16 protein-coding genes and 1 pseudogene are annotated in these 24,869 nt (G+C 67.3%); 13 read left to right on the top strand and 4 right to left on the bottom strand.

Translation table 11 applies throughout. From position 1 onward, the window contains the following. The first annotated feature begins 52 nt into the window (after positions 1 to 52). The 7 genes and pseudogenes from AC5P8Z_RS13875 to AC5P8Z_RS13845 all read left to right on the top strand — a co-directional run bounded on the left by AC5P8Z_RS13875 (position 53) and on the right by AC5P8Z_RS13845 (position 8,718). Positions 53 to 3,175 (top strand): TonB-dependent receptor, encoded by a 3,123-nt coding sequence (locus AC5P8Z_RS13875; RefSeq protein WP_495229306.1) that lies wholly within the window; start codon positions 53 to 55, stop codon positions 3,173 to 3,175. 54 nt (positions 3,176 to 3,229) lie between these two features. Beyond that, positions 3,230 to 3,994, top strand: a complete 765-nt coding sequence (locus AC5P8Z_RS13870; RefSeq protein ID WP_495229305.1) for a Slam-dependent surface lipoprotein — start codon at positions 3,230 to 3,232, stop codon at positions 3,992 to 3,994. 90 nt (positions 3,995 to 4,084) lie between these two features. Further along, positions 4,085 to 5,539: pseudogene (locus AC5P8Z_RS13865) on the top strand (surface lipoprotein assembly modifier). 136 nt (positions 5,540 to 5,675) lie between these two features. Continuing rightward, positions 5,676 to 6,080, top strand: coding sequence for a response regulator (locus tag AC5P8Z_RS13860; protein ID WP_019337750.1), 405 nt, complete (start codon positions 5,676 to 5,678; stop codon positions 6,078 to 6,080). A gap of 9 nt (positions 6,081 to 6,089) precedes the next feature. Further along, complete coding sequence (locus AC5P8Z_RS13855; protein ID WP_495229304.1) at positions 6,090 to 7,676, top strand: sensor histidine kinase; 1,587 nt, start codon at positions 6,090 to 6,092, stop codon at positions 7,674 to 7,676. A gap of 70 nt (positions 7,677 to 7,746) precedes the next feature. Then, positions 7,747 to 8,088: a type II toxin-antitoxin system prevent-host-death family antitoxin gene (locus tag AC5P8Z_RS13850; RefSeq protein WP_286068523.1), complete on the top strand. Its 342-nt coding sequence runs from the start codon at positions 7,747 to 7,749 to the stop codon at positions 8,086 to 8,088. A 3-nt stretch (positions 8,089 to 8,091) separates the two neighbouring features. Then, on the top strand, positions 8,092 to 8,718 hold the full coding sequence (locus tag AC5P8Z_RS13845; protein ID WP_286068522.1) for an ATPase: 627 nt from the start codon (positions 8,092 to 8,094) through the stop codon (positions 8,716 to 8,718). Between the two features lie 97 nt (positions 8,719 to 8,815). Here the strand turns inward: AC5P8Z_RS13845 and proP are convergent, their stop codons facing one another. Next, positions 8,816 to 10,303, bottom strand: coding sequence for a glycine betaine/L-proline transporter ProP (gene proP, locus AC5P8Z_RS13840; protein WP_286068521.1), 1,488 nt, complete (start codon positions 10,301 to 10,303; stop codon positions 8,816 to 8,818). Positions 10,304 to 10,913: 610 nt separating this feature from the next. On the opposite strand from proP, the gene AC5P8Z_RS13835 reads away from it, so the two are divergent. Continuing rightward, the gene (locus AC5P8Z_RS13835) at positions 10,914 to 11,330 is read left to right on the top strand and encodes a host attachment family protein (protein WP_286068519.1); all 417 of its coding nucleotides are present in this window, start codon (positions 10,914 to 10,916) and stop codon (positions 11,328 to 11,330) included. Between the two features lie 5 nt (positions 11,331 to 11,335). Then, positions 11,336 to 11,659 (top strand): thioredoxin family protein, encoded by a 324-nt coding sequence (locus tag AC5P8Z_RS13830; protein WP_286068517.1) that lies wholly within the window; start codon positions 11,336 to 11,338, stop codon positions 11,657 to 11,659. Between the two features lie 87 nt (positions 11,660 to 11,746). On the opposite strand, the gene AC5P8Z_RS13825 is transcribed toward AC5P8Z_RS13830, so the two are convergent. Beyond that, positions 11,747 to 14,101 (bottom strand): autotransporter family protein, encoded by a 2,355-nt coding sequence (locus AC5P8Z_RS13825; protein WP_286068515.1) that lies wholly within the window; start codon positions 14,099 to 14,101, stop codon positions 11,747 to 11,749. A 631-nt stretch (positions 14,102 to 14,732) separates the two neighbouring features. Between AC5P8Z_RS13825 and AC5P8Z_RS13820 the strand changes: the two genes are divergently transcribed. Further along, positions 14,733 to 17,087, top strand: a complete 2,355-nt coding sequence (locus tag AC5P8Z_RS13820; protein ID WP_495229303.1) for a GH92 family glycosyl hydrolase — start codon at positions 14,733 to 14,735, stop codon at positions 17,085 to 17,087. Positions 17,088 to 17,184: 97 nt separating this feature from the next. On the opposite strand, the gene AC5P8Z_RS13815 is transcribed toward AC5P8Z_RS13820, so the two are convergent. After that, positions 17,185 to 18,564, bottom strand: coding sequence for a sensor histidine kinase (locus tag AC5P8Z_RS13815; protein ID WP_495229302.1), 1,380 nt, complete (start codon positions 18,562 to 18,564; stop codon positions 17,185 to 17,187). Next, positions 18,557 to 19,231: a response regulator gene (locus AC5P8Z_RS13810; protein ID WP_286068511.1), complete on the bottom strand. Its 675-nt coding sequence runs from the start codon at positions 19,229 to 19,231 to the stop codon at positions 18,557 to 18,559. The genes AC5P8Z_RS13815 and AC5P8Z_RS13810 overlap by 8 nt, the downstream gene beginning before the upstream one ends. A 62-nt stretch (positions 19,232 to 19,293) precedes the next feature. Here AC5P8Z_RS13810 and AC5P8Z_RS13805 point away from each other — a divergent pair, with 62 nt between their 5' ends. The 3 genes from AC5P8Z_RS13805 to AC5P8Z_RS13795 are packed head-to-tail and all read left to right on the top strand — an operon-like array spanning position 19,294 to position 24,784. Continuing rightward, positions 19,294 to 20,541, top strand: a complete 1,248-nt coding sequence (locus tag AC5P8Z_RS13805) for a TolC family protein (RefSeq protein WP_286068509.1) — start codon at positions 19,294 to 19,296, stop codon at positions 20,539 to 20,541. Beyond that, positions 20,538 to 21,710, top strand: a complete 1,173-nt coding sequence (locus tag AC5P8Z_RS13800) for an efflux RND transporter periplasmic adaptor subunit (protein ID WP_495229301.1) — start codon at positions 20,538 to 20,540, stop codon at positions 21,708 to 21,710. Before AC5P8Z_RS13805 ends, AC5P8Z_RS13800 begins: the two co-directional genes overlap by 4 nt. Beyond that, complete coding sequence (locus tag AC5P8Z_RS13795) at positions 21,707 to 24,784, top strand: efflux RND transporter permease subunit (protein WP_495229300.1); 3,078 nt, start codon at positions 21,707 to 21,709, stop codon at positions 24,782 to 24,784. Before AC5P8Z_RS13800 ends, AC5P8Z_RS13795 begins: the two co-directional genes overlap by 4 nt. Positions 24,785 to 24,869 lie beyond the last annotated feature (85 nt).

Below are 24,869 nucleotides of genomic sequence, written 5' to 3'. Positions count from 1 at the left end.
CACACGCACCGGATGTGCCCGTGATTCCGCCCCGCTTGAGGAGTTTCCGTCCATGCCGTCCACGGCATCTGTTTGCCATCGCCGCGCCACCGTTCTGGCCCTGGCCATCTCCACCGCTCTGCTTCCGCTGGCCTGGGTGCCGGCCGTGCAGGCGCAGACGGCGATCGTCGCGCCGGTACGCCAGTACGCCATTCCGGAGCAACCGCTGGCCGACGCCGTGCGTGCCTTTGGACGCCAGGCCGACGTGCAGGTGGCGTTCCGCAGCAACCTGGTGGAAGGCCGCCGCTCCAGCGCAGTGCATGGTGAGTACAGCCAGATGCAGGCGCTGCAGCAGCTGCTCCGCGGCAGCGGGGTGCGTGCCCAGCGCGGCATCGACGGTACCTGGAGCCTGCGGGCCGCAGCGGAGGCGGGTGAGGGGGAAGGGGTGCGGGTGACGGAGACACTGGACGTGGCCGGTCGCCTGCAATCGGAAGGGGGCGAGGCCCGCGACCGGCGTGGCTACGATGATGTGTTCGCAATGGACCTGACCACGGCGTACTCGGGACGCGACCGGGTGGAGCGCTACCGCGGCTCCAGCCCAGCCGATGTGGTCAAGGATCTGGTCGGGGTGTTCAGTGGCGACGCGCGCAACAGCGGTGCGCTGGACATCAACATCCGCGGCATCCAGGGGCCGGGGCGGGTGCCGGTCAGCATTGACGGCGGCGAGCAGGCGCTGACGGTCTGGCGGGGCTACAACGGCGTCAGCAACCGCAACTACATCGATCCCAACCTGATTGGTGGCATCCAGGTCATCAAGGGGCCAGGGCTGGTGCGCGATGTGCACAGCGGGATCGGTGGCGCGCTGGTGATCAGGACCATCGACGTCGATGACATCGTTGCCGCAGACGAGCGCTTCGGCGGGGAGCTGAAGATCGAAGGCAGCAGCAATGCGGTGGCGCCGCGCCTGCCACGCCTGCACACCGGCGAGGACTACCGCACCGTCCCGGGCTTCCCGCAGGGCTCGCCGAGCTCGCCCTATGACGACCGCACCCTGGTGGTGCCGGTGAAGTCGCGCAGCGGCAGCAATCCCTTCGACGGCGAGGACCAGGCCTGGCGTCTGGCACTGGGCTACCGCGGCGACAGCGTCGACCTGATGGCCGCCTACGCCTGGCGCAAGCGTGGCAACTACTTCTCCGGGACCAAGGGCAGCGATTACTACGACCAGGACCCGCGCGAGCAGTTCGAGTACCAGGGGGTCGACTACATCACCACGCTGGCGCGCTACTTCAAGCCTGGCGACGAAGTACCCAATACCTCCAGCGAGCAGGCGTCTTGGCTGCTGAAGGGAAGCTGGCAGATCAACGACGACCAGCAGTTGAAGGCCACCTGGCGGCGCACGCTGTCTCACTATGGCGAGATCATGCCCTCGCGCATCCTGTCCGCGCCGGATTACGGGCGCATCCAATGGCCGCTCAGCCGCGTCGCCTCCGACGCCTGGAACCTGGAGTACCGCTTCCAGCCAGCCGACAGCCGTTGGCTGGACCTGCATGCCAATCTATGGCGCACCGAGACGGACAGCGACACCTACACCGCAGGCGGCTTTCCGAACTTCGCGCCAGGCAACCCGGCGTGGGACCCGGACGCCAGCCCGATCCTGCGCAACACCGCGTTGGCCAATGCGCGCAACGACCGCACCGGCCTGACCCTGAGCAACCGCTTCGCGCTGCAGTCCACCCTCGACCTGACCGTGGGTGGCAACTGGCAATACGAAAAGCTCGGCTCGCGTGACCCGTACTTCGGTCCCTCCGATGGCTGGCGCATGTACCCACGCGCCGGCCGCCGCCAGGAAGGCGAGGGCTATCTGGACCTGGAATGGCGCCCGGTCGATTTCCTCACCCTCAATGCCGGCGTGCGCTACAGCCGGTACTGGGCGGTCGACGACTTTCTTCAGGCGCATCCGGAGCTGCTGGCCAAGGGCGTGGGCAGCAGGGAGGCGACCTACCGGACCAACGAGCTGCCCGAGCGGCCGGCCAGTCTCCAGGCGGAGATCGACGCGCTCGAGGCCGAACGTGAGTTCTGGGAGAGTATCGGCATGGGTTCGGTGATCGACGATGCATTGCATGGCCTGCTGGCGTACTACGAGACGCCGCAGGCGGTGGAACACCGCATCGCCTGGCAGCCTGATGCCAGCGGCAATTACAGCCGTGCCACCAACCCCTGCCTCAATGGCCATGTGGCGGCGATTCCCGGTGCGCTGCCGCTCTACGCGGGCAGCGACCTGCTCTGCAGCATCGGCAGCGCTCTGCAGTCGCGACCGGTGGATGGACGCAATGAACGCCGTCGTGACCATGCCTGGCTTCCCAGTTTCTCGGCCACGGTGAGCCTGTCGCCGGCCGCACGCGTCTACCTGCGCTACAGCGAGGCGGTGCGCTTCCCGAGCATGTTCGAAAGCACCATCGCCTTCTCCAGCAGCCTCAACCCGCTGTATGCGCTCAAGCCGGAACACGCCTACAACTACGAACTGGGCTACGTGCACAACCTTTCCGGCCTGTTCGGCAACACCGCCGATGCCGACGTCAAGCTGGCCTATTACGTGCACAAGACCCGCAACGTGATCGAGCGTGATGCGTATTTCCTGTTCGACAACATCGACAAGCAGACCATTCGCGGCATCGAGCTGCAGGCGCGCTTCGACAACCGGCGCTTCTTCACCGACCTGGGCATCGCCCGCACGCTGGAAAACGAGGTGTGCGACGAAAGCACGGCCGTGCTGCTGGACGCCAATCGTGGCCTGGTCCCGAACTGCGTGCAGGACGGCTTCGTCAGTGGCTACCTGCTGACCCAAGCGATTCCGAAGCTGTCGGTGAACCTGTCGCTGGGCGCGCGCCTGGTCGATGAGCAGTTGGAACTGGGCAGCCGCATCGTCCACTACCAGCGCCACGAGAACCCCGATCTGCAGGCGTACCGCGACCGGCTGCTGGCCGGTGGCAGCAGCCTGCTGTGGCAGAACGTGCCGTTCACCTGGGGCAACATCACCACCGTCGACGCCTATGCGCGCTGGCGCTTCAACGAGCACGCCAGCGTCGAGCTGGTCGGCAGCAACCTCGGCAACCGCTACTACGTCGACCCGGCCACGCGCTCCACGCTGCCGGCGCCGGGCCGCACGATCAAGCTCGGCGTCACCGCGCGCTTCTGATGTATCCGTTTCACGTGCTGTACCCGTAGTTCCCTCAACCCAAGGAGCAATACCATGAAGATGATTTCCCGTTCGGTTCTCGCCGTTGCGGCAACCCTCGCCCTGGCCGGTGCCGCGCAGGCAGCCGATATCGTGGGCGCAGCCAGCCCGGTGACCGATGCCGAGCTGTACGTCGCCGTCGGTGAATCGCAGGTCAACGGCGGCCCGCACCAGGCTGGCAAGGCCGGCATCGGCGTCGGCACCGTCTCCGGCGCCCGCCGTGTCGACTTCCAGGGCCTGTCGGCGTACTCGGTGCCGACCACGGTCAACGGCGCCACCGTGCGCACCGTGGCCATGCCGATCACCGGCGCGCCGGGCAGCCATTCGGGCATGGGCCACTTCAACTTCGTCAAGGTCGGCAGCGGCGATGTGTGGTTCGGCGAGTGGTCCAAGGATGGCGCCGCCGGTGGTTTCAACAACCGGCAGGTCTACTTCGTCGGTGATCGCGCCGGCACCACGCTGCCGGCCGGTGTGGCCACCTACAGCGTGGCGGGCCTGAACAAGTTCAACGGCAGCAACCTGCTGTCGGGCACCTTCCGCGCCAACTTCGGAAACGGCACGCTGCTCGGTGGCCTGACCGGTGGTGGCCTGGCGATCAGCGTCAACGCCAACATCAGCAGCGCCAACGCCTCGTTCGCGGGCACCGCCACCGCCAATGGCAGCGTTGCCGGCATCACCCAGGGCCAGTTCTTCGGCGCCAACGCGGCCACCCTGGCCGGTATTGCCACCTTCAGCGGCAACAGCCAGTACGACACCGCCTTCGGCGGCAGCAAGAACTGATCGCCACGCCCCTGACGGGGCAGGGCAGGGACAAGCCGCGATCCGCCAGTCCCTGCTTCGGCCCGTTGTACGCCCCACCACGGATCGACCATGCGCCACCCCATCTTCCTGCTCGTTCTGCTGCTGGCCGCCGCCGATGTGCGCGCCCAGCAGGACGACCTGCGCCGTGTGCTGGAACAGGGCAGCGAACTACGCCGCCAGCGGCAGGACCAGCAACGCCTGCAGCAGGCCGAATCGCAACGGCCGACCATCACCATCGACGGCCAGACCCTGCGCGTGGAGCGCACCGTCGATGACCTCGGCCAGGCCTTGTACCTGTCGTTGCAGCACCAGCAATGGCAGGCCGCCGCCGCGTTCCTGGACGAATACATCGAGCTTCCCGGCCATGACCCGCTGCTGCGCCACTATGCGCAGGGCGCGCTGGCCCGGGTGGCCGGCGATCATCATCGTGCGGCCCGTGAGTACGAGGCGCTGTTGACCGCGCAGCCGGACTTTCTGCCAGCGCGACTGGAACTGGCGCGTGTCTTTGCCGAAGACCAGCGCGACCGCGAGGCCACGGCGCTGTTTCGCGCGATCGTCTCTGGCATCGATGGCGACGACCCTGCCACGGCCGGCGTGCGTGCGCGCGTCGACGGCTATCTGGCGGCGCTGCAGGCACGGCAACGCTGGAAGTGAGCGGTCGCGGCCGGGCCCGCCTGGAGCGACAACATCAACCGCAGCTCGGCCAGTCGCACCTGCCTGTTCGGCGTGGGCGACGCCTGCATCATCGAACGGAAACTGCCCGACGCCCAGCGCGCGGGGGGCCTCGACTACGACGCCAGCCTGCAACGGCGCTGGGTGCTGGGCGGGCATCATGGACTGTACGTACGCGGTCTCGCCTTCGGTCAGGCATGGCGCGGGCACAGTGCGTACAACGAGCTCAATGCCAACGTGCAGGCGGGTTACAGCTGGCGTAGTGCACGGCAGACCGTGATGCTCGCCCCCAGCTATGACTACCAGGGCCTGGGCAACCATGCGCTGCAGGGCGGCAGTGGCGTGCACGCGGAATGGCAGTACGCCCTGGATGCACGCAGCCTGCTCAAGCTGGAGGCTGACTGGAAGCGCCAGCGCTATCGCCAGCACGGCCTGGCCAGCAACTACGACGGCGAGCTGGCATCGGTGTATGCCACCTGGTTCCGGGCGCTCAATCCACGCTGGACGGTCTTCGCCGGGTTGGATGTGACCGACAGCAACGCTGCCGACCCGGCCAACGGCTACCGCCAACGCGGTCTTCGGCTGGGCGTGGCACGCCAGTGGAGCGGCACCACCGCCACCGTGTTCGCCTCGTTGCGCGAGCGCGACTATGACGCGTGGAGCCCGCTGCTGGAAGCGCGTCGCCAGGACAGCGAGCAGAACCTGATCGCCATCGTCCGCAGCGAGCGCCTGGCCGTGGCCGGGCTGGTACCCAGCCTGAGCCTGCGCTACGCGCGCGTCGACAGCAACGTCGGCTGGCTGTACAGCCACGAGCGCAGCCTGCTGAGCCTGAAGTGGGAACGGGCCTTCTGAACGCGCCGTTGCAACGCGGCGGTGAACGTGCCGTGGTCGCGATCTTCATCCATCATCACGCGCTCTTGTAGCCCTGTTCGCGCATCCTGCGGGCGTTGCGGCAGAGGTGGGCCGCGTGTATCGAGGAGCGCCGGTCGTGCTGGAAGCGGGCAACAAGCCAGAGGGCCTGAAAGGGCTGCGTGTACTGGTGGCGGAGGATGAATTCGCCATCGCGATGTTCCTGGTCGACTATCTGGAGCTTAAAGGCGCACAGGTGGTGGGGCCTGCCGGCGACCTGCAGGCGCTGGGGCAGCTGGTCGATACCCATCCCATCGATGTGGCATTGCTGGACATCAACCTGGGCGGTGAGCAGGTGTATCCGCTGGCCGATCGGCTGGCCGAGGCCGGTACGCCCTTCCTGCTGACCTCCGGTTACGACGACAACCTGCCCAGCCGCTTCGCCAGCGCGCCGCGCTGTACCAAGCCCTATCACATCGAAACCCTGGTGCAGCAGCTGGCCGGGCTGGTGGCGGCGCCGCAGGTCTCTGCGGGCATCGCCTGATTGCGCGGCATGTCGCGCCGTCCCGAAGGCATCCACGCCGCCAAGCTGCGTGGCGGGGGGCCACCTGCGCCGCGCCTGCATGCGCGCCACGATGGCATGGCCGCCCGCATTGCCCGCCACGACTGGTCAGCCACGCCACTGGGTGCGATCGACCGATGGCCGCCGCACCTGCGCGCCACCGTCGACCTGATGCTGGCCCACGGCTTCCCGATGATCGTGCTGTGGGGCGAGCAGCTGGTGCAGCTCTACAACGACGGCTATGCCGAGATCCTTGCCGACAAGCATCCTGGAGGTCTTGGCCAGCCCACGCGCGAATGCTGGCCCGAGGTCTGGCACATCAACGGCCCGATCTACCAGCGTGTGTGGCAGGGCGAGACCATCACCTATGAGGACAAGCTCTATCCGCTGGCGCGGCGGGGGCGGTTGGAGGATGTCTGGTTCACCATCACCTACAGCCCGATCCGTGGAGAAGAGGGTTGCATCAACGGCGTGCTGGTAACCATGTTCGAGACAACGGCCGCGCATGTCGCGCAGGCAGCCCGCGAGCGCGAGGAGCAGAAGCGCCGCGAGAGTGACCACCGCTTGGCGCTGGCCTTCAAGGTACTGCCGGTGGGTGTCTGCATTGTCGACGCCGACGGCCGACTGCAGCTGTCCAACGACCGGATGCGGACCTATCTTCCCACCGGCAAGGTGCCCTCCACCGATCTGCCGAACCACTACCGCTGGCAGGGTACGCATCCGGACGGTTCGCGCATCGAATCCCACGACTTCGCCATTGCCCGCGCCCTGCGGGGGGAGACGGTGGTCCCCGGCCTCGAATTCCAGTTCATCCATGACGATGGGCGCGCCCGTTGGACCCGCGTCGCCGCTGCGCCGCTGCGCGATGCCGAGGGCGAGGTGACCGGGGTGTTCGCCATTGCGGTGGATATCGACGATCTCAAGCGTGCGACCGAGCGCCAGGCGGTACTGCTGGCCGAACTGCAGCATCGCGTTCGCAACATCATGTCCACCATCCACGCCATTGCCTGGCGCACGCGTGCGACCGTCGGCAGCGTGGACGAGTATGCCGAGCGCCTGTGCGGACGGCTGATGTCACTGGCACGCACGCAGAGCCTGCTGACCCGCGGCGCCAATGCAGGGGTCTGCCTGCGCGGCATGCTCGACCAGGAAATCGCTGCACAGGCACCGGCGGGCGCCGTCTATCAGCTGCGGGGTGAGGACGTGCTGTTGCCACCGAAGGCGGCTGAAGTGCTGTCGCTGGCCATCCATGAGCTGGTCGCCAACGCACTCCGGCATGGCGCATTGACCCGCGAGGACGGCCGGATCGAGGTCTGCTGGCGGCTGCAGGCGCAGGACGGGCAGCCGTGGCTGGGCCTGCACTGGTGCGAGCGCCATGCCGAGGTGGAGGGCTGGGAGATGCCGCGGCAGCGTGGCCTGGGCCGGGCGTTGATCGAGCAGCGCATTCCGTATGAACTGGCCGGCAGCGGCGAGCTGCGCTTTGCCCCGCAAGGGCTGGATGCCTGGATCCGCTTTCCGCTGCGCGAGCGCGACAGCCTGCTGCAGACCGACGCCCCGGACGCTGGGGCGCCGGGGTGAAAAGGGATTTATCCCCAATTTGGCCAAATTGGGTATAGTGGCCGTCATCCACCCTGCCTGGAGCCGTGCCATGACCCTGCCGCTGGATCTACCTGGCCTCGAAAAGGCCCCGGCCTCGTCGGTGAAGACCCGCGGCTGGCCGAGCCTGATGCGAACCGTGCGCGAGAAGCAGGCGTTGGTCATCACCAACCACAATCACCCCGAAGCGGTGATCGTGGACATCCGCACCTACCAGGAGCTGCTGGCCAAAGCCGCCGGCAGTGATGCCGGTGAGCGCAGCGAAGAGCTGCTGCGCCTGCGCGGTGAATTCGACCAGACCCTGGCCGGCCTGCAGCGCGGGGAGGGGCTGGGCAAGGTGTTGGGCGGGCCGATCCGCCGCGGTCGCAAGGTCACCCTCGGCCGTCCGCTCTGACCGATGGGAAGGATCCTGGTGCTTGCCGGCGTCAACGGCGCCGGCAAGAGTTCGTTGCTCGGTACCTGGCTGGAAGCCGAAGGGCTGAGCTGGTTCAATCCTGATTCCTTTACCCGTCGCCTGGTGGAGACCGGCTGGCCGCTGCCCGAGGCCAATGCCGAGGCGTGGCAGGAAGGCACCCGCCGCCTGCGCCAGGCCATGGCCGATGGCACCGACTTCGCGTTCGAGACCACGCTGGGCGGAAACACCATTCCGCGCCTGCTGCGTGAGGCCTGTGAACACCATCACGTGGCGATCTGGTTCTGCGGCCTGGCTACGGTGGACCTGCATATCGCCCGTGTTGCAGCGCGGGTGGCCGCCGGTGGCCATGATATTCCGGTGGACAAGATCCACGCCCGCTTCGATTCGGCGCGCGAGAACCTGCTGGAACTGTTGCCGCACCTGGCCGAGCTTCACGTCTACGACAACAGCGCGCCGGCTGACGCCGCCGGGTGCGCCGAGCCACTGCCGGTACTGGCGATGGCGCATGGCCAGCTGCAGTATCCGGTGTCGGTGGCCGAACTGCTGCACACGCCGGACTGGGCCAAGCCCATCGTCATGCGCGCGATGGCGTTGGACACCGCCCGGTAGTCCAACGCCATGCGTGGATGCGGTATCGCCGCTTGCTTGCAGCGACGAGTCCATGCTCGGCTCAATGCCGGGAATGCAGCCGAGCGCGGGCTCGGCTCTACACGGAACGTTCCGCCTGCGGTTCGCCATCTTCCGGCAGCGGCGGCAATGCGGGGTCCACTGTCACCGGCACATCGCTCTTCAGCAACGCCGCTGCTTCCTTCTCGCTGCCCACCGCCGGCGGTGAGCCGCGCAGCGGCAGGCCGGCGGTCTCCTTCACGAACAGCATGGTCACCAGCCCGACCACCGCCGCGCCCATCAGGTAGTACGCCGGCACCAGTGGATCGCTGGTACGCTCCACCAGCCATGCGGTGACCAGTGGCGTCGTGCCACCGAACAACGACACTGACACATTGAACGCAATCGACAGCGCGCTGTAGCGCACCGGCGTATAGAACAACGCCGGCAGCGTGGACGGCATCGAACTGGTGAAGCACACCAGCGCCAGGCCCAGCAACATCAGGCCCAGGAAGATCAGCCAGTCATTACCGCTGCCCACCAGCAGCAGGCACGGCACGGCCAGCACCAGCAGCGCGATGCAGGCGCCGATGATCATCGGGCGGCGGCCGAGCCGGTCACTGAACAGCCCGCCGACGATGTTCAACGGCATCATCACCAGCATCACGATGATGATCAGCAGCAGCCCCTTGCTCTCGGCATAGCCCATGGTGACGCTGAGGTAGCTGGGCATGTAGGTCAGCAGCATGTAGTCGGTGACGTTGAACACCAGCACCAGGCCCATGCACACCAGCAGCTGGCGGCCATGCACCTGGAACAGCGCAGCCAACCCGGGGCGATCATGTTCGCGCTTCTCGGCTTCTTCGGCGAAGGCGCGGAATGCCGGCGTCTCTTCCAGCTTCATGCGCATGTACAGGCCCAGCAGGCCCAGCGGACCGGCCACCAGGAACGGAATGCGCCAGCCCCAGTCCAGCATCTGCCCGCTGCTCAGCAACATGTGCAGTGCGGTCACGGTGCCGGCGCCGGCGATGTAGCCGCCCAGCGTGCCGAATTCGAGCCAGCTGCCCATCAACCCGCGGTTGCGGTCGGTGGAGTACTCGGCGATGAAGGTCGCCGCGCCACCATATTCACCGCCGGTGGAAAAGCCCTGCACCACGCGCGCCAGCAGCAACAGCACCGGGGCCCAGATGCCGATGCGCTCGTACGAAGGAATGAGGCCGATGGAGAAGGTGCCGAGCGCCATCAGGATCATGGTGAACGCCAGTACCTTCTGCCGCCCGTAGCGGTCGCCCAGCGGGCCGAAGACCAGTCCACCCAGCGGCCGCACCAGGAATGCCACGGTGAACGTGGCGAACGCTGCAATCACCTGTGCAGTGGGGTTGCTGGACGGGAAGAACACCTGGCCGATGGTGACGGCCAGATAGCCGTAGACACCGAAGTCGAACCACTCCATGGCATTGCCCAGTGCGGCAGCGCCGACGGCGCGCTTGAGCATGGGCTTGTCGACAACGGTGATCTCGTCGACCTTCAGGTGGCGGCGGCGCTTGAACCAGCCGAAATGGGCGTGTGCCTCGGGTGTGTCCTGCATGGGGGCTCCCTTGGTAGCGTGGTGTGTGGGGAATGGGGCGGTGTGGTGTGTCCCGGAAATCGGAAACGGCGATGCTGGCGCAACAGGCGCAGGGCATCGGAGTGGTGGGCCATCACGGCCGGAAATGCGCGCCGGCGGACGCCGGGCACGGCCAGGCACTGCCTGCGCAGTGAAAACGCGCGATGCCATGCTCCGGCACCGCTGGCAGTGGCGCGGCAGGCGCTGCAGTCAGCTGCAGTCAGGAGAGTGCGGGGCAGGTGCGCCGAGGGGTCAGGCGGACCAAGGCCCTGCGGGTGTCATCCGCCAGGATCCAGTGCGCGGCAGTGGAGTTCCAGGGCGGGTGCAGGCGTGGAAAGCGAAGCGCCGGTCGGCAGTGCTTCCCACGCAACTGGTACACCCGGTACGTAGTGCTTCGTGTCGATCATCACGCCATCATACCGGCACCGCCGTGAGCGTGCAGCGAAGCGGGCGCGACCGGACCCGGTGTTCCGCGCGGTTTTCCACGTGTTTCGCCCGCAGGATGAACACGATGACGCCGCATCCACGGCGCGTGGTCACGCTGATGACAAACGCGCTTCTACGGTTGACCTGCACACCACAGGAGCAGACCATGACCCAACGCATTCCAGAAGGTACCTTGATCATCGTGGCCGACGGCGGCTCTGCGCGTGTCTTCACCAACGTCGGCAGCGACCACACGCTGACCCTCAAGCAGCAGGGCGAGCTGACGCTGCAGGACCTGAGCGCCGAAAGCGTGTCGGGCCAGGGCCCATCGGGCTCGGTACCGCCGGACATGTCACCGTCGCAGTTGAACGAGGCCACGTTTGCAAAGCAGGTGGCCGAGCAGATCAACGACGACGCACTGCATGGCCGCTATGCGCATTTCGTGCTGGTGGCCGACCCGACCACGCTGGGCCGCATTCGTCCGCTGCTGCACAAGGAAGCGCAGGCACGTTTGTTGCACGATCTGGCCAAGGATCTGACCAACGCCCCGCTGGATGATATCCAGCGCGCTCTGGCCGCCTGACGGCCATGCCGTTCCAGCGCGACCACGCCGCCGTTGAGCCGCCGCTGGCGGATGTCGAGGGCATCCCGGGGTGGTTGCTGCTGGAATTCGGCGCCCCGTGGTGCGGTCACTGTCAGGCCGCACAGCCGGCACTGCAGCAGTTCGTGGATGCACACGAACTGCTGCACCTGAAGATTGAGGACGGCAAAGGCCGGCCGCTGGGTCGCGCATTCAAGGTCAAGCTGTGGCCTACGGCCGTGCTGCTGCATGACGGTACCGAAGTCGCCCGTGTAGTGAGGCCGCAGACCATGGCCGACCTCCAGAGCCTGGCGGCCGCGCTCCCGGATTGAAACAGGGAGTGCCGGCCATTGGCCGGCACCACATGCAGGCCTTCCACCGGCCGCCGCCTCCGTGCGACGGCCCGATGTCCATACGCCTCACCAGCGGTAATTCACCCCCAGCTGCGCGCTGGTCTGGTGGTAGCCCTGGCCCTGCTGCCGCGCGATCCCGGCCCAGATGCCCACACCGCTGCCGAACTTCACCGAAGCACCGAAACTGAACTCGCCGCGGCTGCGCGGGATGCGTGCATCCACCACCTCGCCGTCCATGCTGATCTGCGACTCGGCGCGGGTATGCAGCCAATTGGCGGCCAAGTAGGGCTGCACTTCGGCAACACCATTGCCCCAGTGGGTCACGCCGGACAGGCGCACGCCGGCGCGCCCGAACAGGCCATCGGCATTCTCGGCACCGACCACGGTGCCGTTGGTTTCGGTGTGGCGATAGTCATCCCAGCGGCTGTAGCCCACCTGCAACTGCGGTTCCAGATAGATGCCGCCGTTGCTGGCACCGCCCACGCGGAAGGCATAGCCGGTCTCCACCGCACCCTGCCAGGCGCGGCTGTCGTAGCGTTCGGTGGCCAGACCGATGCCTTCCACACGGTTGCGGAACTGCGCACGCTGCACAGAGCCATCCACGTAGAATCCCGCATACGGATCGGCGCCATTGCCGCCGCGCCACGTGCCATACAGGCCCAGCGCCTCGCCCTTCACCTTGCCGCGGGCGTAGTAGCCGGTCAGCTCGTTGGTGGAGGTGCTGCTGGCGTTGCCGGTGGACAGCATCACGCCGACGCTGCTGCCAGTGTCGGCGCGCCACAGATCGGCGCCGACGGTCAGGGCCTGGCTGTTGCCGCGGATGTCCAGCTGCTGGCTGACCGCATCGAAGCCGTTGCGCGAACCGTCCACGCGGGCCCACGCGCGCCCCGCATTCTGTCCAGCATGGCGATCGTGGTAGCCGAGGCGGAACATCGTCTGCGCGGCCTGCAGGTTGGCCAGGTAGGCGCCGGGCTCGGGGCGCAGCACCGGGTCGGGATCCGGGCCCGGGCCCGGCAGTACCGGGTTGCACTCGGGCAGGCTCGGATCGACCTCGCACGGGTCCGGCGCGGTGGGCAGCACCGAACGCAGGTACCAGTTGCCATCGGTGCCGGAGCCCTTGTGCAGGAAGTACTCATACTGGCCACCCACGGCGCGCCCTGCCAGGTTGAACTGGCCGTTGGAGGCGCCGCCTACGGTGATCAGCTGGATGCCGTTGACCGTCTGCGCACCTGCGCCGCCGACGTTGTTGACGCGCACGTTGGCGGTGCCGCTGGTGTCGCCGCCGATGATCAGCTTGTCGCTGGCAGCATCGTCGCCGGCCAGCACGGTGTTGAACAGGAGGGTGCCGTCGTTGCCGGTGAAGCTGCCGGACACGTTGAGGGTGTGGAAGGCGGAGCCGTCGCCCAGCACCAGTTCGCTGCCACTGCCCAGAGACAGGCTGCCGGTGCTGCTGTTGTCAGAAAGCTGCCAGCGGGCGCTGTCCAGTGCCATCGAGGTGATGTCGCGCGTGGTGCCGGTCAGGCTGGCACCGTTGCGCAAAGCAACCTCGATCGTGCTACCGACGGTGTTGATGATGTTTCCGGTCAGGCGTGAATTGTCGACGTTCAGGCCGATCGTCGCGTCAGACGCTTCGACGGAGAGCAGGTTGCCATCTCCACCGACCAGTTGGCTGTTGTTGCGTACATTGAAGACCACGTTCGAGGGCGGATAACCTGCACCACGCGAGGGAGCAACGTGGATGGCGGCCGCAGTACGGCCCTCTACCCGGGAGCTGTCGATGTTCATTTCCGAGGCGCCGCCCACGTCGGTATCAATGGCGTAGATGCCATTCTGGGCGCCGATGACCGTGCTGCCGTTCTGGATGTCGATATCGGCAGTTCCGATCAGCAGCAGACCATTGCCGGCCAGTGGCCCGACGTTGCCGACGTCGGCCAGTCCCTCGGCACGCGTTGCGTCCAGGACAAGAACTGCCCGTTGAGTGGGACCATCCGAAGTGACGCTCGCCCCCAGACCCAGCCCCGTCAGCGTGCTGCGCCGGATCGTCGCCGTGGAAGCTGGTGGTGACCCGCCGACGCCGAGGTGGCCCAGCGAAAGCGCGCGACCCACGCTGTTCGCAATCGTCGTATCACTGATTTCAGCGTTGCTGTTGAGCAGGTCAACAGCAATGTCGGGTCCTGAGGAAGAAACCTGCGCTCCATCCAGAATCACGTTCGAAGAACTTTGTGCAACGATCTGCAGCGTCTGCCCGCCGGGGCGCACCTCAAGACGGGCGCCATTCATGGTCCACGTCTGGGCGGCATCGCCTGGCTGCACCGTTGCGGATTGGCCAGGGCCCAGTGAGGCGCCGTGGCCAGCACCGGCTACCAGCAGCAGGCTGGCCGAAATGGCGATGGAGAGGGTGTTGGCGGTAGTAGGCATCATTGGAGAACTCCAGTAGGGATGGATTCCAGATGGGAGGCGTGCGTGCACGACGACGCGTCGCGGCATCGAAAGGCACAAGAGGGCAGACGTCGGCGGCCGGTCCGCCACCAAGACGTGCAGTGGGCCGCGGATCAGTCCGGCTGGGGGACGATAGCGGCGCTGCCGTCCGTACGGGCGACGGGGTCGGTGCGCGGGGCACGCTGCATGAGCCTGGCCGTAAGGCACGCGCACGGCCAGGGAGTGATTGACAGCAGGGCGCCAGTGGCGCGTTGACGGAGGGCACTGCGAACGGCGGTCTGCATGACAGACTCCTTTGAGGGGAAACTCCAGGAACTGCGCATTCACTTCGTCAGCGTTAGCAACATGCGGATCCGCCGTGAAATGAGCGTGAAACGTAAAGGCGTTTAGCGACGGGGAATCGACTCCATTGCGTCAATCAGTGGCGCCACAAAGCATTGCTGTCGCTTACGGCAGGGCGACAGTTTCGTCCGCTCCCGGGCTGTATTCCATTCAATTAATTGCATTCCGCAGCCGACGCGCCGCCGCGCGACGGCGTTCATTCAGCTGCACCGCAACATGCGGCCACGCCGGTTCGGGCGCTACGATCCCGACACCACCTGAATCGATCCAAATGCCGATGCCTACGCTGGACCGTCGTCTCCTTATCGCTGTCGCCGCCGGGGCGATGCTCGCCACCGGCGTCGCCGCTGCCGCTCCCGCCAAGACCGCCGCCGACAAGGCCTATGCCGCGGTCGATCCCTTCATCGGCACCGGCGGGGAAGGGCATACCTACCCGGGCGCAACCGTGCCGTTCGGCATGGTCCAGCTCAGCCCGGACACGCGCATCCAGCCGCGCGAGAAGGCCTATGGCTGGGCAGCCGGGTACCGCTACGACGACAGCAGCATCGTCGGCTTCTCGCACACGCATTTCTCCGGCACCGGCCACTCGGATCTGGGCGACATCCTGGTGATGCCGTTCACGGGCGAGCCCGGCCTGGAACGCGGCGATCCGGAAAAGCCGCGCAGCGGCTATGCCTCGCGCTTCCGCCATGACGACGAGAAGGCCGAGCCGGGCTACTACGCTGTCACCCTCGACGATTACAAGGTGCGCGCCGAGTTGACCACCAGCGCCCGCGTCGGCGTGCATCGCTATACCTTCCCCAAGGGTGCCGACGCGAAGATGCTGCTGGACATGCGCACCAGCATGTACGACTACCCGGGCAAGATCCTGTGGTCGCGGGTGCGCGTTCGCGACGACGGCACGGTCACCGGTTTCCGCGAAACGCGCGGCTGGGCGGCCGGCCGCCAGCTGTATTTCGCGATGCGCTTCTCGCGGCCGCTGGCCAGCCACGCGCTGCACAGCACCGAGCAGGACATCGTCTACAAGGGCTTCGCGCCACCGGGTGAGAAGGACCCGAAGCAGCGGGCACAGATCGAGGGCCGGCAGCTGGTCGGCACCTTCGATTTCGGCAAGCTGGACGCGCCGCTGATCGTGAAGGTCGCGATCTCGCCGGCCAGCGAGGCCGGCGCCATCGCCAATCTCGACGCAGAAGTGGCCGACTTCGACTTCGACCATGTGCGTGCGCAGGCGAAGCAGGAGTGGACCAAGGCGCTGTCGGCGCTCGACATCGACGCACCCGAACATGCGCGCCGCAGCGCCTACACCGCGCTGTACCATACTCTGCTGGGGCCGACGCTGTTCATGGATGCCGACGGCCAGTATCGCGGCGCCGACAATGCCGTGCACAAGGCCGAGGGCTACACCAACTACTCGACCTTCTCGCTGTGGGATACCTACCGCGCCCTGCATCCCTTGCTGACCCTGGTACAGCCTGAGAAGCGCAACAGCGATTTCATCAACTCGATGCTGGCCCACCACGACCACAGCCCCTACGGCATGCTGCCGGTGTGGTCGTTCCACGGCCTGGAAGACTGGTGCATGATCGGCTACCACGCGGTGCCGGTGATCGCCGATGCCTACGTCAAGGGCATCCGTGGCTTCGACGCCGACAAGGCGCTGAAGGCCATGGTCGAGACGGCCAACTACGGTCCCTACGACGGCATCGCGCAGTATCGCGAGCTGGGCTACGTGCCGATCGACGAGGAGGGCGAGGCCGCCAGCAAGACGCTGGAATATGCCTTCGATGACTGGACCATCGCGCGCATGGCGCAGGCGATGGGCAAGACCGACGTCGCCACCACCTTCGACAAGCGTGCCGGCAACTGGCGCAATGCGTTCGACAAGGACACCGGCTTCATGCGCGCGCGCAAGCGCGATGGCAGCTTCCGCACGCCGTTCGACCCGAGTGCCAGCGGTTACGGCACCGACTACACCGAAGGCAATGCCTGGCAGTATTCCTGGTACGTGCCGCAGGACGTGGCCGGGCTGGCCGCAGCGCACGGCGGCAGCGACAAGCTGCTGGCGCGACTCGACGAGGTGTTCAACGCCAAAGTCGATCCGTCCATCTTCGAGCACATGGAAGACATCACCGGCCTGATCGGCTGGTACGCGCACGGCAACGAGCCCAGCCACCACGTGGCCTACCTGTACTCGTACGCTGGCCAGCCGTGGCGCACGCAGGCACGCCTGAAGCAGATCATGGACACCCAGTACGCCGATCGCCCCGATGGCCTGGCCGGCAATGATGACGTGGGCCAGATGTCGGCGTGGTACGTGTTCACCGCGCTGGGCTTCTACCCGGTGGCGCCGGGTTCGGGCGAATACATCCTGGGCCGCCCGTTCCTGCCGAAGGCCACCATGCGCCTGCCCAACGGCAAGACCTTCACCATCGTGGCCGATGGGCTGGACGAAGCGCACACCTATGTCGGCAGTGTGAGCCTCAACGGCAAGCCGCTGCAGCGCACCTTCCTGCGCCACGACGAGATCATGGCCGGTGGCGAACTGCGTTTCAGCATGCAGGCCGAGCCCAACAAGGATTGGCCGGGGCAGGGCGCACAGGCACCGTATTCGATGTCAACGCCGTAACGGTAGCGCCGGGCCACGTCCGGCGGCGGGATCTGTAGAGCCGAGCCCACGCTCGGCTCAGGCACTGCGCCAGAAGCAGCCGAGCATGGGCTCGGCTCTACAGGGCGCGGAACCGCAATCCCACCCGCGCGCCGCCGATGGGGGCGGTACCGATCGCCAACGCCGCGCCATGCCGTTGCGCGATCTCGGCCACGATCGCCAGTCCCAACCCACAGCCGTCGCCTTCGCTGCTGGCGCGGTAGAAGCGTTCCGTGACGCGCGCGCGTTCGGCTTCGGCGATGCCGGGGCCCTCATCGTCCACCCACACCTGCACGCCGCCGGCATCCTGCTGCAGCCCCAGCGTAATCACGCCGCGCACGGCGCCATAGCGCAACGCGTTGTCCAGCAGGTTGCCAAGCGCCTCGCGCAACAGCTGCGGATCACCCCGCACCAGTACACCCTCGTCCGGGCCGTCGTAACCGAGGTCCACGCCTGCGGCCAGCGCGCGGTCGGCATAGCGTTCGACCACGCCCCGGGCAAGCGTGGCGAGGTCCACTGGTTGCAGCGACAGCACGCTGCCCTGCGAATCCTCGGAACGGCTCAGCATCAGCAACTGGTTGACGAGGTGTTGCAGCCGTGCCAACCCAGCCAGGGTGCCGGACAGGGCCAGCTGCTGCGCCTGCGGATCGTGCTGGCGCAGCGAACTTTCCAGCTCCACCTGCATGGCTGCCAACGGCGTGCGCAGCTGGTGCGCGGCATTGCTGACGAAGCGCCGCTGCGCCGCCTGCATTGCATCCAGCCGCTGCAGCAGGGCGTTGTAGGCCTCCACCGCGGGCCACAGCTCGCGCGGTGCCTCCTGCTGCGGGTCCAGAGGTGCAAGCGGGTCCGGTCGCGGGCTGGCCAGTCGCCGGGCGACCTGATTGGCGTGGCGCGCTGCCGCGCCGGTGCCGGACCAGGCCAGCCATGCAGCGAGTGCCAGAATCGCGGCCTGGAAGGGAATGCTGGTCATCAACAGTTTGCGTTCGAGCCGATGGCGCTTGCGCAATGTCTCGGCCACGCGCAGGCGGATCTCATGGCCGGGCCCGGCGCTGACCACCACTTCCACCATGCGTACCGCCTGGCCGCGCAGGCGTGCATCATAGTAGACCGCGTCGTTGCCATCGGCGGCGACCGCTGGACGCGGCAAGGCCTCGGGCAGATCGCCATACAGCCGCCCGCCCGTGGCATCGACCACCTCGCCATGCACTTCGTCGGCGGTATCCCAGGTGAACATGCGCGAGACCGCTGGGGTGATCTCGATGGACGCGTGGCCGTCCTGGACTTTAACCAGCTCGGACAAGGACATCGCCGAGTCCAGCAGCCAGCGGTCGTAGACCTGGCCGGCGTAGAAGCGGGCCAGCGCGAACGAGCCGACCGCGCTGCACAGCATCAACACCAGCAGCGGCAACCACAGGCGGCGCAGCAGCAGGCCACGCAGGCTGTGCACGCGCTCAGTCACTGCCGGCCTCCAGGCGATAGCCGAGGCCGCGCAGCATGCGGATGCCCACGCCAGCGCGAGCCTGCTCCAGCTTGCGGCGCAGGCGGCTTACATGCACCTCGATCACCGACAGGTTGGCATCGTGGTCCCAGCTGTACAACGCGTCGAACAGGCGCTGCTTGGTGACGGTGCGACCGGGGTGCTGCATCAGCGACTCCACCAGCGCCAGCTCACGCGCAGTCAGCTCGACGCGCTGCCCCTCCACCTGCACTTCGTTGCGGATGCTGTCGAAGCACAAGCGGCCCAGCCGCTTCTGTGCCGGTGCGTCGCTGCGCCGGCGTGACAGCGCCCGCAGGCGCGCTTCCAGTTCGCCGAGCGCGAAGGGCTTTGCGAGGTAATCGTCGCCACCGCGGTCAAGCCCAAGAATGCGGTCTTCCACGCCGTCGCGTGCGGTAAGGATCAACACCGGCAGGGTGACGCCATCGTTGCGCAGCCGCGACAGCAGATCGAGCCCGTCCACGTCGGGCAGCGAGAGGTCCAGCACCATCACATCATACGGCGCACTAGCCAATGCCGCAGGTGCATGCAGCCCGCGCGAGAGGTGGTCGCAGAGATGACCGGCGCCCTGCAGGGCGCGGCTCAGTCCATCGGCCAGGGCAGCATCGTCTTCGATCAGCAGGATTCGCATTGCAAGCTTCGTGCAAGGTTGGGGCAAGTTTGGCGCAAGTGCGTCACCTTACCGTGACGCGCATGAATTTCTCCCTTCGTCCTGCGGCCGTGTTGGCCGCCCTTCTGTGCGCGCCCGCGGCTTCGGCGCTGTCCCTGCAGGAAGCGCAGCGCGCAATGGAAGCGCACAACCCGGACCTGCGCGCGGCAGCGCTGGAGCTGCGCGGCGTGCAGGGTGACGCGCAGACAGCGGCGTTGCGCCCGGCCACCGAGCTGTCGATCGGCACCAGCAAGGTCAGTCCCAGGCATGGCGTCGGCCCCGGACGCTGGCAGGACAAACGGGTGGACAGCACGCTGGGGCTGGGCTGGACCTGGGAGCGTGGCGGCAAGCGCGCACTGCGCATCCGCCAGGCTGACGCACTGCTGGAAGTGGCGGGACTGGAAATGCTTGACGCCCGGCGCCGCAAACAGGTGGCACTGCACGAGGCCTATTTCGGGCTGAAGGGTGCGCAGGAGCGTGTGCGGATTGCCGAGGCCAACCGGCAGAGTTCGGCGGAACAGATGGCGGCGGCCGACAAGCAGGTGGCCACCGGGGCGATGGCGCCGGTGGATCGTGCGCGGCTGGCGGTGGACGATCTGGCCGTCGCCGACGCCGCGCGCGAGGCAGCGCTGGAACTGCGCGACGCGCGGCACATGCTGGGCCTGCTGCTGGGCCGCGATGACAGCCGTGACCTCAGTGCCGATGATCCGTGGCCCCAGACCGGCGTCGCGTTGGCTGCTGTGGCGTTCGATCCGCAGCAGCGCGCCGACCTGCGTGCTGCACGGTCACGCCTTGCCGCCGCCGACGCCGGTGTGGATCTGGCGCGCAGCGAGCGCCACCGCGACATCCAGCTGGGCGTGGAGGCCGAACGGGAGCCGACCGACATCAGCGGTGTCACCTGGGGCGTTTCGTTGACCCTTCCACTCGGTGGCCCGTCGCGAGCGCGCGGCGCGATCCAGCGTGCGGAGGCTGACCGCGACAGCGCGGCACTCGAGCTGCAAGTGCTGCAGCGCGAAGCGCGCGCCGAGCTGGACCAGCTGCAGGCCAGCGTGCAATCCGCGGCGCGGCGCCGCGACGACTACGAAGGGCTGCATGCCGACGCCGCGCGCAAGGCGTTGCAGGGTATTGAACTGGCTTACCGCCGCGGTGCCGCCAGCCTGACCGACCTGCTGGACGCGCGCCGCAGCTGGCGCGACTTCGAGGCCGCGCTGATCGAAGCACGCGCCGACCATGCTGTTGCCCTGGCGCGCTGGGAAGCGGCCACATCCCTTGCTGAAGGAGAATCCCGATGAAATCCACCGTCGTCCGCCGCCTGCTGGCGCGACACGCCGTGCTGCCGGCAATGCTGGCGCTGGCCCTGCTGAGCGGCTGCGGCCGCGAACCGGCCTCGTACACCGAGGATGCGCCGAAGGTCAGTGCAGGGCAGATCCAGTTCCCGGCCGACAGCCGCCAGCTGGATGTGCTGCGCAGCGAGGCGGTGAGCGCGGGTGCCAGCGCCAGCCTGCAGCTGCCGGGCCGGGTGGTCTGGGATGAGACGCGCTCCAGCATGCTGCGCACACCGCTGCCGGGCCAGGTCGCACGTATCGAGGCGCAGCCCGGGCAGAAAGTGAAGGCTGGCCAGGTGATTGCCTGGATCACCTCGCCTGAGTTTGGCCAGGCCCAGGCCGAGGGGGTGCGCGGCCGCGCCGAACTGCAGCAGGCGCGAAGGGAGCTGGAGCGAACCCGCGAACTGCATGCCGCCGGCGTGGCATCCGGCCGGGAACTGGACGAGGCCGAGGCCAACTTCGCGGGCAGCCAGGCTGATCATGCGCGTGCGACCGCTTTCGCCAAGGCCTATGGCAATGGCCAGCGCGTGGACCAGCGCCTGCCGTTGCGCGCGCCGATCGATGGCGTGCTGGTGGAGCGGCGGATGAGCCCGGGCATGGCAGTCAGCCCCGACAGCGAACAGCCGTTGGCGGTGATTGGTGATCCAGACCGGTTGTGGTTGCTGCTGGACACTCCCGAGAGCCTGGCCGGACGCCTGAAGGCCGGCATGCAGGTAAACGTGCCGGGTGCCGACGGCCAACCCCTGCAGGCCACCCTGCAGCACGTGGATGACTTCGTCGACAGCGAGCGCCGCGTGGTGCAGGCGCGTGCCGAGCTGGACAACCGTGCGCGCGGATTCAAGGCGGGACAGTACGTGCGCGCGCAGGTAGCGTTGCCGGCCGAGGGCGGCGTCACGCTGCCGGATGCGGCGGTGCTGCTGATCGATGGCAGGCAGGTGGTGTTCGTGGAAGAGGGCAAGGGCCGCTTCATGCGCCACGCCGTGCAGGCGGAGGAACTGGGCGATGGCCGCCTGTGGGTGCGTGAGGGCCTGGCCGCGGGCAGCAGGGTGGTGGTGGAGGGCGGGCTGCTGCTGCAGCAGCTGGTGGACAGCGCTCCGGCCGCGGCCGCCACCGGAACCGGGCACGCCGCGCCATGATCGATCGCCTGATTGCCTATTGCCTGCGACAGCCATTGATGGTGATGCTGGCGTTGCTGCTGTTCATCGGCGCCGGCATCGCGGCGTTCCGTGTGCTGCCGGTGGAAGCCTTCCCCGATGTGTCCGATACCCAGGTGACGGTGGTGTCGCTGCACCCGGGGCGCGCGGCCGAAGAGGTGGAACGCGAGGTGACGATGCCGTTGGAGGTGGCGCTGTCCGGCATTCCGCATTCGGTGCGGGTGTTCTCGCATACGCAGTTCGGTCTGTCGATGATCATCCTGACCTTCGACGACAAGGCCGATGACTATTTCGCGCGGCAGCAGGTACTGGAGCGCCTGCAGGGCGTGGAACTGCCGGAAGGGGTGACCCCGGAACTGGAGGCGATGAGCTCGGCGGTGGGCGAGATCTACCGCTACGTGCTGAAGGGTCCGCACCTGACCCCGACCCAACTGCGCACCACGCAGGAATGGGTGATGGAGCGTGGCCTGCGCACGGTGCCCGGCGTGGCCGATGTGATCAGTTTTGGTGGCTTCGCGCGGACGTTCCAGGTCAAGCCGGACCTGGACAAGCTGCGCGACCGTGGCATCAGTCTCGGTCAGTTCGCCGAAGCCCTGGAAAAGGGCAGCTCGAACGCGGGTGGGGGCTATGTGGAGCGTGGCCAGCAGCAGTTCCTGATCCGCGGCGTCGGCCTGATGCGTTCGCCGACCGACATCGGCAACGTGGTGGTGGAACAGCGCGGTGGTACACCGATCCTGGTACGCGACCTGGCCAGCATCGCCGATACCGGCCTGCCGCGCCAGGGCCTGGTCGGGCAGGACGACAACGACGATGCGGTGTTCGGCATGGTGCTGATGCGCAAGGGCGAGAATCCCTCCGATGTGCTCGACGCGTTGCACAAGCGGGTGGCCGAGATCGAGGCGAGCCAGTTACCGGCCGGGGTCAGCATCGAGCCGTTCTACGATCGCTCGTGGCTGGTCTCGACCACGTTGAAGACCGTGTTCCGCAACCTGCTGGAAGGTGCGGTGCTGGTGTTCCTGGTGCTGTGGCTGTTCCTCTACAACGCCCGCGCGGCGCTGATCGTGGCGGCGATGATGCCGCTTGCGCTGCTGTCGACCTTCCTCGGCCTGCACCTCTGGGGCGTGCCGGCCAACCTGCTGTCGCTGGGGGCGATGGACTTCGGCATCATCATTGATGGTGCGGTGATCGTGACCGAGCATATCGTTTCGCGACTATCGAAACTGCCGCCCAACGCCGACAGGAAGACGCGCTTCTCGACCATCCTGTCGGCAGCATCCGAAGTGGGGCGGCCGACGTTCTTCTCGATGCTGATCATCATCGCCGCGCACATCCCGATCTTCACCCTGCAGCGCCAGGAAGGCCGCATGTTCGCGCCGATGGCCTATTCGGTGACCTCAGCGCTGATCGGTGCGCTGATCCTGGCGCTGACTGTGGTGCCACTGTTCTGCTACTGGTGGCTGCGGCGCGACCGCATGCGCGGCGAGAACCCGTTGATGGACCGCCTGACCGGCTGGTACAAGCCGGTGCTGGAGCGCGCTCTGGCGCGACCACGTGCGGTGGTGCTGACCGCGTTGGCGCTGCTGGTCGCTACGCTGGCGCTGGGCACGCGGCTGGGCTCGGAGTTCCTGCCGGAGCTGGACGAGGGTTCGATCTGGCTGACCGCCACGCTCGACCCCAGCACCAGCCTGGCCGAAGCCCAGCAGCAGTCGGGGCGCATCCGCGAGCTGGTCGGCACGTTCCCGCAGGTGTCCACGGTGGTGGCCAAGCTGGGTCGTCCCGAGGATGGTTCGGATGCCAAGGGCGCCAACCAGATCGAGGCGCTGGTGGCGCTGACGCCGGAGAAGGAGTGGCCGAAGGGCGTGGACAAGCGGCAGCTCGTGAGTGATCTGCAACGTACCCTGGAGCAACGCATTCCGGGACCGGAGTTCTCGATCTCGCAGCCGGTGCGCGACAACATCCTGGAGAGCATTTCGCAGATCAAGGGCCAGGTGGTGATCAAGGTCAGCGGCTCGGACCTGGAGGTGCTGAACCGTCAGGCGCAGGCCATCCTGGCCCAGGTGCGCGGCGTGGAGGGCGTGGAGAGCGCCTTCATCGACCGTGACGGCTCCCTGCCGCAGCTGCAGATCGAGATCGACCGCGACCGTGCCGCGCGCTACGGCCTGAACGTGCGCGATATCGACGAGGTGATCGAGACCGCGCTGGGCGGCCGCCAGGTCGGCGAGCTCTGGGACGGCGACCGCAAGTTCCCGATCACACTGCGCCTGGACGATGCCGACCGTGATCTGCAACGCCTGCGCACGGTGCCGGTGGGCATCGGTGATGGCCATGCGGTGACGCTGTCCGACGTGGCCGATTTCCACATGGCCAGTGGCGCGATCAATATCTCGCGTGAGAACGCGCAACGGGTAAAGGCGGTCAGCATCTTCATCGCCGGACGTGACATGGGCAGCGTGGTGGCCGACATGCGCAAGCGCGTGGATGCCAGCGTGCAGCTGCCGGAGGGCTATCGGCTGGAGTGGTCCGGTGAATTCGAGAACCAGCAGCGCGCGATGAAGCGGCTGGGCTGGGTGATTCCGTTGTCGGTGCTGATCATTTTCGTGCTGCTGTTTGATGCCTTCAAGGACATCAGCAGTGCGGCCCTGATCCTGGCCAACGTGCCGCTGGCGATGATCGGCGGCATCCTTGCCCTGTGGCTGACCGGCATTCCGCTGTCGGTGTCGGCAGCGATCGGCTTCATCGCGTTGTTCGGGCAGGCGGTATTGAACGGGGTGGTGATGCTCAGCCGTTTTGCCCAGCTGCGTGAGCAGGGCATGGATCTGCTGCAGTCGGTGGTGCAGGGCTCGCTGCAGCGCCTGCGCACGGTGCTGATGACGGCGCTGCTGGCGATGTTCGGCCTGCTGCCGATGGCCACCTCGCACGCGATCGGTGCCGAGACCCAGAAGCCGCTGGCGGTGGTGGTGATCGGCGGTCTGCTGTCGGCGATGCTGCTGACCCTGCTGGTGCTGCCCACGTTGTACTACTGGGTACACCGCCGCCGAGAGGCCCGCGCGGGGTGACCACAGTGTAGAGCCGAGCCCTATGCTCGGCCCTACAGTAGATCCATGCCGGGCGTGGATGACGAAATGCCATGGCGGGCATGGC

It is taken from the genome of Stenotrophomonas sp. YJH_SMC_17, assembly GCF_059371655.1.
Note: the sequence above shows the minus strand (reverse complement) of the source record. Positions and strands in the feature narration are given on the sequence as shown.